General features: G+C 60.9%; 11 protein-coding genes. 6 read left to right on the top strand and 5 right to left on the bottom strand.

Annotated features, from left to right (window positions below; translation table 11 throughout):
* The first annotated feature begins 153 nt into the window (after positions 1 to 153).
* On the top strand, positions 154 to 1,764 hold the full coding sequence (locus LZK81_RS18190) for a GMC family oxidoreductase (protein WP_233954147.1): 1,611 nt from the start codon (positions 154 to 156) through the stop codon (positions 1,762 to 1,764).
* Here LZK81_RS18190 and LZK81_RS18185 read toward each other — a convergent pair.
* The 3 genes from LZK81_RS18185 to LZK81_RS18175 form a co-directional block, all read right to left on the bottom strand.
* Entirely contained in the window at positions 1,754 to 3,013 is a 1,260-nt protein-coding gene (locus tag LZK81_RS18185) for an O-antigen ligase family protein (protein ID WP_046604288.1), read from the bottom strand. The genes LZK81_RS18190 and LZK81_RS18185 overlap by 11 nt on opposite strands.
* A gap of 7 nt (positions 3,014 to 3,020) precedes the next feature.
* Complete coding sequence (locus LZK81_RS18180) at positions 3,021 to 4,277, bottom strand: polysaccharide biosynthesis/export family protein (RefSeq protein WP_046604289.1); 1,257 nt, start codon at positions 4,275 to 4,277, stop codon at positions 3,021 to 3,023.
* A 101-nt stretch (positions 4,278 to 4,378) separates the two neighbouring features.
* A complete protein-coding gene (locus tag LZK81_RS18175; protein ID WP_046608223.1) occupies positions 4,379 to 5,059 on the bottom strand; it encodes a sugar transferase in 681 nt (226 codons plus the stop codon).
* 727 nt (positions 5,060 to 5,786) lie between these two features.
* On the opposite strand from LZK81_RS18175, the gene LZK81_RS29340 reads away from it, so the two are divergent.
* Positions 5,787 to 6,083, top strand: coding sequence for an exopolysaccharide production repressor protein (locus LZK81_RS29340; protein WP_046604291.1), 297 nt, complete (start codon positions 5,787 to 5,789; stop codon positions 6,081 to 6,083).
* 87 nt (positions 6,084 to 6,170) lie between these two features.
* Positions 6,171 to 7,175, top strand: a complete 1,005-nt coding sequence (locus LZK81_RS18165) for a glycosyltransferase family 2 protein (RefSeq protein WP_233954146.1) — start codon at positions 6,171 to 6,173, stop codon at positions 7,173 to 7,175.
* Here the strand turns inward: LZK81_RS18165 and LZK81_RS18160 are convergent.
* Together LZK81_RS18160 and LZK81_RS18155 are read right to left on the bottom strand one after the other, a co-directional pair.
* A complete protein-coding gene (locus tag LZK81_RS18160) occupies positions 7,166 to 8,107 on the bottom strand; it encodes a polysaccharide pyruvyl transferase family protein (RefSeq protein ID WP_233954145.1) in 942 nt (313 codons plus the stop codon). The genes LZK81_RS18165 and LZK81_RS18160 overlap by 10 nt on opposite strands.
* A 44-nt stretch (positions 8,108 to 8,151) precedes the next feature.
* Positions 8,152 to 9,120 carry a glycosyltransferase family 2 protein gene (locus tag LZK81_RS18155; RefSeq protein ID WP_046604294.1) on the bottom strand — a complete coding sequence of 323 codons (969 nt, stop codon included), beginning with the start codon at positions 9,118 to 9,120 and terminating at the stop codon, positions 8,152 to 8,154.
* A gap of 835 nt (positions 9,121 to 9,955) precedes the next feature.
* On the opposite strand from LZK81_RS18155, the gene LZK81_RS18150 reads away from it, so the two are divergent.
* The 3 genes from LZK81_RS18150 to LZK81_RS18140 all read left to right on the top strand — a co-directional run bounded on the left by LZK81_RS18150 (position 9,956) and on the right by LZK81_RS18140 (position 13,134).
* The gene (locus tag LZK81_RS18150; protein WP_418936450.1) at positions 9,956 to 11,104 is read left to right on the top strand and encodes an acyltransferase family protein; all 1,149 of its coding nucleotides are present in this window, start codon (positions 9,956 to 9,958) and stop codon (positions 11,102 to 11,104) included.
* A gap of 3 nt (positions 11,105 to 11,107) precedes the next feature.
* Positions 11,108 to 11,905, top strand: coding sequence for a glycoside hydrolase family 16 protein (locus LZK81_RS18145; protein ID WP_046604296.1), 798 nt, complete (start codon positions 11,108 to 11,110; stop codon positions 11,903 to 11,905).
* A 68-nt stretch (positions 11,906 to 11,973) separates the two neighbouring features.
* Positions 11,974 to 13,134, top strand: a complete 1,161-nt coding sequence (locus tag LZK81_RS18140) for a glycosyltransferase (protein WP_233956614.1) — start codon at positions 11,974 to 11,976, stop codon at positions 13,132 to 13,134.
* The last annotated feature ends 3 nt before the right edge of the window (positions 13,135 to 13,137 follow it).

The following is a 13,137-nucleotide window of genomic DNA, read 5'->3' as shown; positions in this document are numbered from 1 at the left end:
GCTGCGGAACCTGGGTCTGGGCCTCTGTAACTCAAGGAGTAGCGCTCGATATCGGAAGCCGAGAATTCCCCAAGCCTCATCCGAATGGGCAGTTCCATTTCTGCAGGCCTGCTCTATCTGCTGGTGATCCGGGGTTCTCTCTCGAAGGCATACATGGCTTCAGCAGATTCTGAGACGGAAACGACGGATGTCTGCATCGTCGGCGCAGGCCCCGTCGGGTTGGCACTCGCTCTGAAGCTTGAGAAACTCGGGCTCACCGTAACCCTGCTCGAAATGGGCGCGGGCGGAGCGGCGGAAGACGCCGGTGCCGGCGATATCGAATTCACCAACGGCCGTCATGCTCCTTCAATGGCGATGTCCCGTCCGGGCATCGGTGGTGCGTCGGCGCTTTGGGGCGGCCGGTGCGTCACTTTCGACGAACTGGATTTCGAGGTGCGGGATCATGTGCCGTTTTCCGGTTGGCCGATTTCCCACGAGGAGCTTCGCCGCCACTATCCGGAAGCGCTGACATTCCTCAACTGCAATGCCGGCGAGCCTGCTTTTGAGCCGATCGGCGTCCCGGATAATAAGATCGACACGAACGCCCTGGAGCGGTGGAGCCGGCTTCCGGATCTCGGGCCGATTTATGGAGAGAGGCTCAAGGCTTCCAGACGTATTCGTCTCGTGAACGCGACCGTCGCCGGCATCACGCTTGATGCGTCCCGCGCGCGCGTCGAGAGTCTCACGGCCTACAGCGCCGGACAGGAAAGCCAGATCACGGCGAGAGCTTTCGTCCTTGCCGGAGGAGGGCTGGAAAATGCCCGCCTGCTGCTCGCCCTGCGGGAGAGGCGGCCGGAGGCACTGGGCGGCCCCGAGGGGCCGCTTGGCCGCTTCTACCAGGGACACCTCACTGGCTACATTGCCGTGCTGCAATTCGACCAGCCCAGGATCGCGAGCCACTTCGCCTTTAATATCGACGACGAAAACTATGTCTTTCGTCGCAGGCTGCAGATCACGCCGGCGATCCAGGCGGAGGAAAAGCTTCTCAACTGCGTCTTCTGGATCGACGCGATTTCGGTTGCCGACCCCGTGCATGGCTCGGGCGCGCTGTCGCTCATCTATCTGTTCCTGAAGATATTCGGTCTCTATCGCCGCCTCTCGAACGGCCTGGCGCCGACGGCCAGGGGGCCTGAGAACATTGACCGCCGACAGCATTGGCGGAATATCCGCACCGATCGCCGCACCCTGTTCGATTTGTTCGGATCGGTTCTCAACATGTTGAAGCGACGCATGGAACCGTGGCGCACGCTCATCAATCCAAAAGGCCGCTATCTGCTTCGCTACCATGCCGAACAGGTGCCCAATCCGGAAAGCCGGGTCCACCTGCAACCTCAGGGCGGAGCGGGCACCCGAGCCGCTCTTGTCGTCGACTACCGAGTGACCGAACAGGACTTGAGTTCAGTCCTGAAATCGCACGAGATTCTTGATATGTGGCTACGCCGAACCGGGCTCGGACGACTGGAATATCTGCATGATACCCTCCAGCGGCGGCAGGCCGTGCTGAGCCAGGCATTCGACGGCTATCACCAGATCGGTCTAAGCCCCATGTCCGGCAACCCTGACGATGGCGTGACCGATGCCGATTGCTGCGTCCATGGCATCGGCAATCTTTATCTTGCCGGCAGCGGCCTGTTCCCGACGGGAGGCCATGCCAACCCGACATTGCCGGCCGTGGCGCTGGCGCTCCGGCTCGCCGGACACCTTTCCGAAAAGTTCAGGCGATGATGGTCCGCCGGGGTCTGGAGGGGTAGGTCAAGGGGGCGGACTTCTGGCGAAGGGTCAGCCGGCCGGCGGCGTAGAACATCAGGAACGAGCCGATCTGGTAGGGGAAAAGCACGTCGACCTCCACGAAGGCCCGTATCAGCAACAGAACGCTCAGCGCGCATAAGAGCGTCGAGCCGGGATCGCGGTTGCGGCTCAGCATCGCGCTCAGATGGCCGAAGACGTTCGTCAGCATGATCATGCAGAGCAGGGCTAGCCCAACGAGGCCGGTCTCGACGGCGACCTCGATGAACGTGTTGTGGAAATGGAACCCGCTGCGGGCGGTGATGAAAAAGTCGTCCCACAGTCTCTCGGCATCGGCGAAGCCAGGAACCCAGTAACCCTGATAACCGGTGCCCAGAATCGGGTTTTCGCGTATTGCCTCGATCCCTTGCTGCCAGAGATAGGTCCGTCCCGTCAGCGTCGAATCCTTGCCGAATATGCCGAGGACCGCATCGACGGCGCCGATCTGGAGCGCCCCGATTATCGCGACCACTCCAATCACCACCAGTCCGGCGACCAGCAGCTTGCGGTGATTGGGGAAAAGATGCGCGACCGGCATATAACCGACGCAAAGCGCCAGAACGCCGGCAGTGGTGATGGCGGAGGTCGCCGATTGAGAGGCGAGAAGGCAATAGGCGCTCAGCAGGCCAACCCCGCCAGAAGCCATCAACCAGAGACCTTTCTGCCGCCAGATGAGCAGATAGGATGCCGCAAAGAAAAGGCCGAGCGAGGCGTAGAAGCCGAGCTGGTTCTTCGAGGAAAAGGCGCCGACGAAACTGTAGCTGCCGTCGATCGCGTCGTAGAGGTAGGTTCCGAACAGCATGGAAAACAGGAGCACGATCGCCGTGCCGACGATCGCGCCGCGGGTCAATGTCAGCACGCTGATCGTGCGCATGGCAACCAGCGCGCAGACCACATGCGTCAGGTATTGTATCGCGGTGCGCAAGGAGATGCCGAAGGCAGGCGACCAGAAGGCGGAAATGAAGCAGAACAGCGCAAACCCCAATATCCAGAGATATTTGAGGTAGTTGCCGAGCGCCCGCCGATAATCGGCGAGCAGCAGCAGGAACCAGACGCCGTAATAAGCGAGGATCGAAATCTGCCCGAACCGGCTCGAATAGGCGAACACGAAGAAGGACAGCGCGACCGCAGCCACGCCGTAGACTTCATTGTGAGCCGGATCGATCAGCGCAGATTTGGCAATCCTCATGCGATCCTCATTGCATCAGGAGCTCGGCGGTGACCTTGACGACGTCGCCGGGCTGAAGCTTGTCGTTTTCGCCGACGACAACTTCTTTCGGTCCCTGACCGTTGTCCCGCACCACCGTGTATTTGATGGTAGCAGACTTGCCCGAAGTGTCGAATTTCAGCGCCTCGGCCGACTGAGCCACGGCCTCCGACATCAGTTCGTGGCTGGTGCCGAGCTGCAGACCGAGCTTTTCGAGTTCGGCATCGGTGTTCTGCAGTTCCTGGGCGCGCTGGGCCTCCCAGTCGTTGCGCAGGTTGATCTCGTCCTGGTTCGCCTTGTTGATATCCTGCTTGGCGCGAAGGGTGGAGGTGTCGATATCGAGGAGGTTGCCTTCGATGGTCGCGGCTCTTTCCTCGGCGGTGATGCGGCGGCTGGATGTCGCAAGCCCCTGTTCGGTCAGCTTCGCCATCTTTTCGCGATCCTCGCTGACGAGCTGCAGCTGCCGTTTCTGGGTCTCGGCCTTCTGGCTGAGCGACTGGACCTCGTTTTCGAGCAGCGAGCGCAGGTCGGTCAGCGCCTTGAGTTGAAGTTCGTACCGGTCGCGCCGCGATTTCATCAGCGAGGCTTCGCTGGCGATCAGTTTTTCGGCGTTGTTGACGTCCTTGAGTTCCGGGGGGACTTTCAGGTCGGTGGCGCCGGCGACTTCCGCCAGCAGCCGGGCACGGCGAGCGAGAAGCCGGCCGCGCTCGGAATCGTAGACGGAGGCGTCGCCGCGAGCATTGATGAAATCGCGGGCGAAACGCTGGCCAGAATCGGATCGGAGAAGGCCGCCGGCGAGGCTGATGGCCTTCAGCACGGTCAGGTTGGGAGTAAAGGGATATTCGCCCGGCGTATGTACGTCGCCGGCCAGGAAAACCGGCCGGAACTGGGCGATTTCCACTGAAGCCGACGGCAGGTTACGCAACGCGAATTTGCCGCGCAACTCCTCGCCGATGGTTTTCGCCACCTCGCCCGCCGTCTTGCCGGCCGCCGGGAGGTCGCCGATGAAGGGAAGCGAGAGCGATCCGGTCGGCCCGATGGTATAGTCGCCGCTCACCGCATCCCAGTTGCGGATCGTGCCGTCGGCCGGCTGCCACTCCGCGACGCGGATGCGCAGCTTGTCCATCACGCCGAGACGATAGCCGGCCTCGTCCGCAGTCGCGCTACCGGCCAGAGCGACTGTGATCGCACCGGCCAGAAAACATAAAGCACGCAGGCCCCTCGCGGAGGCGGTTTGTGTCTGCATGGATTTTTCCTTCAAAAGGCGCGGAACCAGGTCCGCGCTCGAAGCCCGCCAAAATCGCCGATCCCGTCAAGGGGCCGACGCCTCAGCAGAGGGATGGATGATCAGTAACTGCCGCGCGCCATGCAGACGGCGGGGATCGTTTTCACGATGATGGCGACATCACCGATGAGCGACCAGTTCTGGACGTATTGGGTATCGAACGCGATACGGGTGTCATAGGAAACGTCATTGCGGCCGCTGATCTGCCAAAGCCCGGTGAGGCCCGGGCGCGTGCTCAGGTAGTAGGCCGCAAAGCTGTCGTAGAGGTTCAGTTCCTCGTCGACCACAGGGCGAGGGCCGACAACGCTCATCTCACCCCGCAGAATGTTGAGAAGCTGCGGAAGCTCGTCGAGGCTGAGCTTGCGCAGCACGGTGCCGACAACCGTCACGCGGGGGTCGTCTTTGAGTTTGCGCGTCGCTCGCCATTCCTCCGCGGCTTGCGGGTTGGCTTTCAGGTGGCTCCGCAGGACTTCGTCGCCATTTACGGCCATCGTGCGGAACTTGAGGCATTTGAATATGCGGCCGTTATGGCCGATCCGAGGATGGCCATAGAGAATAGGGCCATGGTCGGTAAACTTCACCAACGCCGCGATCATCAGGAAGATGGGACTGAACAGGATGAGGGCTAGGGTGGCGGCGGTGATATCGAAGCTGCGTTTTGCCAAGCCCCCAGTTGGGAGAGTCATGCGGGCTTGGTCTGACGTTGAGAACGGCGAACCTGCCGAACGTGTCGCTGACTTCATAGAGTGAACTCCACTTAGGTTTTGCGATAGTCGGTGCCATTACGGCGCGTCATTGAGCGTTAATGTGATAATAAGTCTGTGTTCGCAATTTGATGAAGATCAAACTTTTCCGCCAACCGCCTCCGGCAGGGGGTGGGGGCCGATTGCCAACCCGCGATTGGGCCGGAACAACTTGGGAGATATACGCCGAACGTACGGTCAATACTGTAGAGGGCGTGTAAACTTGGCCATGTAATCAATATTCGCATCTTGCTCCAAACTTATCCCCGCGTTCTCTCCTGTCGGGCGTCTAGTCATAAAGCGTGCCGCTTCTTGGCGACGGGGACCAAAGTAGCTTGCGCCTCGGACCAAAGGCCCATTCCTGTTGCGTCGCAATACAATGCTGCAGCGCAACAATGGTTGGCGAGTTTGCGTGAGCTTTGTAACAAAAGTTGATCGGGTTTGACAGGAGTTGAGAGAACTGGCCGCGGATTTCGTTCCAACCCAGTGGAATCCGGGCGAAAATGTGGCAAAATCGAGGCGAGGGGCTTGTGGTCGTGAGATAGAGATCGATCCATTGCCTGCAGTATTTATTGGGAACCTCGAGGACCTTACGAAAGTTTCACCAATAGCTGGCACTATCGGGATCGGAAAACTTGAATCCTCTCCGCCAGACTCATATGGTTGTTTATCGGGAGAGGAGCCTGAAAAGCCTAGAGCGGAACATTTATGTTCGGGAGGAAGGATCATGTACGCGCCGCGCGTCTTTATCAGCATGACAGGGACTCTGCTCGTGTTCGCGGTGGCTGCGTACTTTATCAGCGGGTCGCTCTATACGGCATTTATACAGACCCTGATCTGTGCCGTCCTGATCCAGGCGGGATATTTCGTCGCCATCCTCTATCTGGTCCGCCGTGAAAAGCAGTTGCGGGATGCAGGAGTAACTTCGGATGCCGCTGCGACCGCCAAGAGCTCAAAGGACGGCAGCCGCCGTGAGGGGCTGCGTGCCGACCCCGCTCCGCACCTCCCGGCCGGCGATACCTGAACGAAATCGCGCTTTTTTCTGCCAGTTTCACACGAGGGCCATTTTCCTGCGCCCATAGTTGCATCGCGATGCAACATGGAGTGGGCTATGGCGGAAAACGCTTCTCAGACGATCTGCGTCATCATCGCGGTCAAGAATGCCGCGGAAACGATTGGAATCGCGATCCAATCCGCCTTGAACGAGGCTCGTGTCAGCGAGGTCGTGGTGGTCGATGACGGCTCGACCGATGCCACCGCCGATGTCGCGCGCAAGGCCGACGACAAGTCGGGACGGCTGACCGTTGTTTCGTTCGAAAAGAATCGCGGCCCCTCTGCCGCCCGCAATCATGCGATTGCCATATCGAGCGCGCCGCTGATCGGCATCCTCGATGCCGACGACTTCTTCTTCCCCGGGCGGTTCGCGCCGATGCTGGAGGAGGAGGGCTGGGACCTCATCGCCGACAATATTGCCTTCATCTACGAACCGGGCGAATCCGTCCGTCCGGAGCGGTTCGAGACCCGGGCGCGGACCATGTCGCTTGTCGAATTCGTGGAAGGAAACATCTCCAAGCGCGGTGTCAAACGCGGCGAGACCGGTTTCCTGAAGCCGGTGATGAGCCGGGCGTTCCTCGACGCCCACGGCCTCCGCTACGACGAGAACATGCGTTTCGGCGAGGATTACGACTTCTACGCCCGGGCGCTCGCCAAGGGCGCGCGCTACAAGGTGATCGAGCATTGCGGCTACGGTGCCATCGTGCGCCAGGATTCGCTGAGCAGCCGGCATCATACCGACGACCTGCGCAAATTCTACGAGGCGGACGACGCGCTCCTTGCAGATCCGGCGCTCAGCGAAGAGGAGAGGGCGGTGATCGTCCGGCATCGCGACCATACGCGCGACCGATACGAGTTGCGCGCGTTCCTCGACATCAAGTCGCAGGTGGGGAATGGCGCGGCCATCCGGCACCTGCTCTCCCGCCCGCAGGTCCTGCCGGCCGTGGCGACCGGCATCTTCCTCGACAAGCTCGATCTCCTGCGCGCCAGGTCGTCCAAGCCGCAGGTGCAGCCGGTCGGCATGCGCTATCTTCTGCCCGGCATACCCGCCGGTCAGAAATAGTCGCGGCGTATCCCTTCCAGCATCGTCCGGAATCGCTCCTTGCGCTCGTCGAGAACCTCGACGGGGCTGAGCCGCGGTTCCGCGCGGCTTGCCTGCCAGAGCGCCAGTACTGACGGAGCTGCAAGCAACTGCTTCGCCATGCCGCGAAGGCCGGTCCGCGAGGACGGCCGGGTAATGACCTCGCCGCTGTGCGGCTCCGGCGCCGGCTCATGCGCGGGTTGCTGACCGTCGAAGCTGAAGCCCCAGAAGCGCGAGCGTTTGGCCACCGCTTCTGCGCGGGTGGAGACTGGCACGTAGCGAGGTTCGTAAACCGTCCCCACAGATGCCGCCCAGTCGTTCCACTTGAAATTGTTAATGGAACGGGAGCTGCTGACGGCCACCCACGGCACCCGGAAGGCATCCGCCAGGATCGCACCGTGCATGGATTCGGCGATGATCAACTCCGACTGGGCGATATGGCGGATGACCGATTTCGCCTCGCCGCGCGGATCGAGATAGGTGAGGCCGACGGGCTCGCAGACGGCGTTCCACATGCCGAATTCCGCGGATTCCCAATGGGGAATGAAGGTCTTCTTGTGAATTTTCGGCAGGTTCTGGAATTCCGGCATGTCGGCGATCATCGCCGCCGGGTCGGTGATCGCCTTGTCGGTCGAAATGCCGAGCTTGGCGGCCGTCATCGGGCCGCGGACCGCCCGCACGTCCCATTCCGCCGCGTCGGCGACATCAGGCGGCGTGCCATAACCGTAGCCGCTGCCAATGACCAGCTTCTTCTGGCCCGCAGGCAGCAGGACCGGATTGAGGACAGTGCCGACGCCGACCAGCAGGACCTCGGGATGGACGTCCCGGAAGCCGGGAAGCAGGACATCCCAGAGCCAGAGATTGAGGTCGTCGCCGAAATTGCCGTGATGCGATTCCCAGTAGTACGCTTTCATGCGGGCCTCCGTGGGATGATGAAATTAAAAGGAAACACAGGCATTTAGCGTGCGTTACGGCCGAGTTTCCCGGCCCCGAGTTCGAATGCTGCCCGGATCAGCGCGGGATCGCGCATCACCCAGCGGGCGAGCAGGCCGAGGTCCGGCGCCTGGCGGCGTTTCACCCGTCCGGCCTGGCTCCAGAGGGCCTGCCGCCGGGCAGTGTTCTTGTAGGATGCGATCGAGGCGACGTCGCTGGGGCGGGAACGGAAACGCTCCTCCAGCGTATCGAGCGCCACCCAGGTGTTGAACTGCTGTCGCAGGAACTGCGGCGAGCGATTGTCGATGCTGTGGAAGATGTTGAGACCCATGCCGCGGACCGCACCCTCCTCGTCGCAGAGCAGCGTTCGCTTCGATTTCAGGATGCAGTCGACGAAGAACAGCACGTCTTCGGCCGCCAGTCGTAGCGAGGGTTCGAAACGGACCGTTTCGAAGACCGGCCGGGCGATGACCATGCAGGAGAGATGCAGGAAGCTCCAGTTCTTCAGCATGACGCTTGCGAGATCCGGCATTTCGATCAGCAGCGGGCTTTCAGAAAGCCGCGTACCGCCTTCCGTCTGTTCGAGTTCGGCCATGCCGAAGTGGTAGTAGAACTCGTCGCTCGCCTGCATCGAGGCCCAGTAGCACTCGGCATCGAAGCGGGTCATGCTCTCAAACGCATTCTTCAGATGATCCGGCAGCCAGACGTCGTCCGAATCGAGAAGTGCCGCGTAACGGGTGGCAGCGGGTATGTTGTCGAGGCCGGTATTGCGTGCCGCACCCGGCCCGCCGTTCTGCTGGCGGATTACCCGGATACAGGATCTCCAAGCATCTTCAATGCCTTGAAGCTCCATATCTGCGGAGAGAGGCGACTCGTCGTCGACGATGACGATATCGAAGTCCTGATAGCTCTGATCGAAAATCGATTTCAGTGCGCGGCGGAGAATGCCGGCTTCCTTTTGGAAAAATGGGATAACAACCGTGAACGTCGCCATGTTTTTGCCCCTGCCTTTTCAAAGAATTACAAGCCTCTGACGTTTGTCGGGCTCCGGGTTGACGGCAGTGCGCTGCCGTATCGAATGACCTCCCGTAACAGGATCTGACCATATGGCTCCCGCCAAGACGATCACACTGGCGTCGGCCGAGCGCGTTATCAAAGACCGTTACATTCGGGCTGAAATTTGTCACGGGCTCCAATCTGGCAAGACTGCGGGCCTTAGAAGAGCTCGATCGGTCCCTGGGCGCCACCCAGGTGCTGTTTTCGACGATGATCTGCCGATCGCCCTGCGCATCTTCGCAGCGCAGTTAACGAACCCTTAGCTGGAGGCGGTAAGCGGCGGTACAGCCGGGGGCAACCCATCAATTGCCGCTTATTTGCTGATTGAGCGCGCTGTTTGCAGAAAATTCTCGATACCTCCGGGCGCTGCGGATCGGGCCGACGCAGCCGGCGTGGCCTTCACCTGATTGTGTCCCAGATTTGCCCAGATTCCGCCACATTCCAAGTCCGCCTCAGGGCGAGGAGGTACATGGATACGAAAGGTTTAGCCGTTTCGGCCTATTGCAAAAAGATTTTTTTGTGCTGTTGCGGTGCAGCATTGGGAGCCCTGAAGTAGGCCCTGAACCCTTGAAAACCATAAGTCCCCGAAGCCGTATCGGACGCCGGGGCGGGAGCCTCTTCGAGCCTCAGTATTTCCGCGCGGGTTGCTTTTTTGCTGCGCCGCCACATTTTGTGCCAAACTCGGCCCGATCCTTTTTGCGTGACTGCGGGCTCAAGTCTGCTCTGATTGAAACGGTGGTGACGGGAGGCACTGCCCAAAAAGGGTGACTCGTTTGACTGTCGATCCAAACATATCCTCCCGTATCAATCTGATGCGTATTCTGCTGATCTCCGGCATCCTCTTCGTCCACGTGCCGCACGATCCTGCGACCAACCCCTTTCTGGGGCTGAATGGTTTGTTCGATTGGCTCAGGGTTTTCCTCGGGGATAGCCTGTTCCGTATCGGCGTGCCGTGCCTCAGCGCGATTTCCGGCTACCTGCTGTTCCAGCGTGGCTGGGAGGCGTTCGACTATGCCAAGACGCTTCGCTCCAAGGCGAGGACTGTCCTGGTGCCTTTCTTATTGTGGAACCTCGGTCTGCTTGGGGCCGTTCTCGTCGTCCAACCCATGGGCATCGGTGTTGGGTATTTCCCTGATCTCTGGAACCTTTCGACGCGGGAATTCTTGAGCAATGCACTGGCCACGGAAGGGTTGCCGATCAATATTCCTCTCTACTTTCTGCGCGACCTGATCGTCTGCATCATCCTGTCGCCGATCCTTGCCATGTCGGTGCGGCGTTTTCCGGCGGCGACGCTTGGCGTGCTGTTCCTGCTGGCGATCACTCCCGCGTTGATGCTCGGCATCGTCCTGAAGAAATCGATCCTGTTCAGCTTCACCCTCGGCATCTTCCTGGCGCTCAACCGGGTGGATCTCAAGGTTGCGGACCGGTTTGCGGGGTTGGGTACGGCGGCAATGCTCGCCGCCGCAGTGCTGCTGTCCATCGGCCTCTACTGGACCGGCCCGGATTTCCCCTGGCCTCTCGACATGGCGCGCAGTGCGCTTTCGATTGTCGGGGCCGGCGGATTTTGGCTGATGTCGGCGATCGTCATCCGTTCCTGGGCCGGCCAACGGCTCGCCGCCACCGGAAGCCTGAGCTTCTGGATGTTCTGCGCCCATTATCCGCTGCTCGTCCTGATGTGGATGGTGTGGAACCGGGTGGCAGGCGATGCCCTTTATCCCGTCTTCTACGCGGCCGCTGCCGTCGGAAGCTTCCTCATTCTTTTTGTCAGCAACCATCTCTTCTCGCGCAGATTGCGCGGTCTGTACGAGGTGTTGACGGGCAGCCGCGGCCGCAAGGCCAAGCTTTCGGCCGCCGCCAGCTCCCACTCACCCGCCGGGGCCAACCATCCCGGCGAACCCGTAATGACGCAACAGCATAGGTGAAACATGACGGCCAAGGCCAGACAGATTCAACTAACCTGCCAGGTTATCATCGCTGCCGCGGTGTCTGGATTTCTCTCCCCCGCAGCACATGCCCAACAGGGTGCTGCGGGTCAGTCCTTCGTGGAGAACTTCGACAGCCTCGATCGTTCCGTCTGGTACGTCTCTGACGGCTGGAACAACGGCAAGCACCAGAACTGCACCTGGTCGAAAAAGCAGGTGAAGGTCGAAGGCGGCGCCCTGCAGCTCAGCTTCACGGGAGACAAGACCGGCGACCGTGACTTCGCCTGTGGCGAAATCCAGACCAAGGCGCGTTTCGGCTATGGGACCTACGAGGTGCGCATGAAATCCGCGACGGGCTCAGGGCTCAATTCGGCGTTCTTCACCTATATCGGCCCGACCGACAAGAAACCGCATGACGAGATCGATTTCGAAGTGCTCGGCAAGAATACCGGCCAGGTCCAGCTCAATCAGTATGTTTCCGCCAAGGGCAATAATGAAAAGCTGGTTCCGGTCGCAGGCGGTGCGGACCAGGGTTTCAACGACTATGCGTTCATCTGGGAGGAGAGCCGCCTCCGTTACTTCGTGAACGGCAAGCTCGTCCACGAAGTGACGGACAAGACGAAGATCCCGCAAAACCCCCAGAAGATTTTTCTCAGCCTCTGGGGAACCGACACGCTCAAGCAGTGGATGGGCGCATTCTCCTACACTCAGCCGACCTCGATGACCGTCGACCGGATCTCCTTTACCGCGATCGGCGAGAAATGCCGCTTTCCTGAATCCGTGCTCTGCACGCTCGGCTGAGCCGCCTTGGCGGCTCGACAATGGAGTTGGACGATTTGACTTTGAACGTTCTCTATCTCGCGCATGACATGGCCGACGCGGCCATCCGGCGGCGCGTGCTGACCTTGAAGGCCGGCGGTGCGACCGTCACCGTCGCGGGCTTTGAGCGCGGCTCGAACGTGCTTGCCGACGAGCGGGATGTGACGACCGTTTCACTCGGGCAGACGGCGGACGGGCGGTTTGCGCAGCGCATCGGAGCGGTTCTTGCCGCCCGCATGAGGCTGAAGCGGACCCTGGCTGATATCGCCGTCCCCGACGTCATCATCGCTCGCAATCTGGAGACGCTGGCGCTTGCCGGACGCGCCGCGTCCATGTTCAGCCGCCAGGTTCCCGTCGTCTACGAATGCCTCGATATTCACCGCCTGCTTCTCGACGCGGGAATGAAGGGTCGCCTGATGCGCCAGGCGCAGCTGTTTTTCGGCCGCCGCGCCAGCCTGCTGATCACCAGCTCCCCGGCTTTCGTGGATAATTTCTTCAAACCGCGTTCCGGTCTCGACCTGCCGGTTCTGCTTCTGGAAAACAAGGTGCTTGCCCTCGAGCCGGCACTGGTTTCCGGGCCGCTCCAGCCCCGCCCACCGGAGCCGGGCAAGCCCTGGCGGATCGGCTGGTTCGGGGCGATCCGCTGCCGCAAGTCGCTCGATATGCTGATCGATTTCGCGGCCCGCATGGACGGGAAGGTCGAGATCGTATTGCGAGGCCGCCCGGCTTACAGCGAGTTCGACGATTTCGATGCGAAGGTTGCTGCCGCCCCGCATGTCGAGTTCCACGGTGCCTACCGCAATCCCGAGGATCTTTCTGCGATCTACGGCGACGTGCAGTTCACCTGGGCGATCGATTTTTTCGAGGAGGGGCTGAATTCCAGCTGGCTGCTGCCGAACCGGCTCTATGAAGGCGGGCTGTACGGCGCCGTTCCGATCGCGCTTGCAGGCACCGAGACCGGCCGCTTCATCGGCAAGCGAGGCATCGGCCTGGTGCGCAATCACGTGACGGCGGAGACGCTCGAAGCGCTGTTCAAGGAAATGACGGAAGCGCGTTACCTTGACCTCTTTTCCCGGCTTGCCGCCGTGGAGCGCAGCCAGTGGGTGACCGGTCCGGCGGATTGTCGCGCCCTTGTTTCGCGGCTCGCCGTCCTACATCCCAACGTCCCGTCGCCGGCCGAAATGCCGGCTGTTTCAACCCTGCAATCGTGAGGT

Source organism: Neorhizobium galegae, assembly GCF_021391675.1.
GTDB lineage: Bacteria > Pseudomonadota > Alphaproteobacteria > Rhizobiales > Rhizobiaceae > Neorhizobium > Neorhizobium galegae_B.
The sequence above is the reverse complement of the archived record's forward strand: the minus strand, read 5'-3'. Positions and strand labels throughout refer to the sequence as shown.

Coding starts and splice junctions, on each gene's coding strand:
- LZK81_RS18190 (WP_233954147.1), top strand. CDS start 154: ATGGCTTCAGCAGATTCTGAGACGGAAACGACGGATGTCTGCATCGTC.
- LZK81_RS18185 (WP_046604288.1), bottom strand. CDS start 3,013: ATGAGGATTGCCAAATCTGCGCTGATCGATCCGGCTCACAATGAAGTC.
- LZK81_RS18180 (WP_046604289.1), bottom strand. CDS start 4,277: ATGCAGACACAAACCGCCTCCGCGAGGGGCCTGCGTGCTTTATGTTTT.
- LZK81_RS18175 (WP_046608223.1), bottom strand. CDS start 5,059: ATGAAGTCAGCGACACGTTCGGCAGGTTCGCCGTTCTCAACGTCAGAC.
- LZK81_RS29340 (WP_046604291.1), top strand. CDS start 5,787: ATGTACGCGCCGCGCGTCTTTATCAGCATGACAGGGACTCTGCTCGTG.
- LZK81_RS18165 (WP_233954146.1), top strand. CDS start 6,171: ATGGCGGAAAACGCTTCTCAGACGATCTGCGTCATCATCGCGGTCAAG.
- LZK81_RS18160 (WP_233954145.1), bottom strand. CDS start 8,107: ATGAAAGCGTACTACTGGGAATCGCATCACGGCAATTTCGGCGACGAC.
- LZK81_RS18155 (WP_046604294.1), bottom strand. CDS start 9,120: ATGGCGACGTTCACGGTTGTTATCCCATTTTTCCAAAAGGAAGCCGGC.
- LZK81_RS18145 (WP_046604296.1), top strand. CDS start 11,108: ATGACGGCCAAGGCCAGACAGATTCAACTAACCTGCCAGGTTATCATC.
- LZK81_RS18140 (WP_233956614.1), top strand. CDS start 11,974: ATGGCCGACGCGGCCATCCGGCGGCGCGTGCTGACCTTGAAGGCCGGC.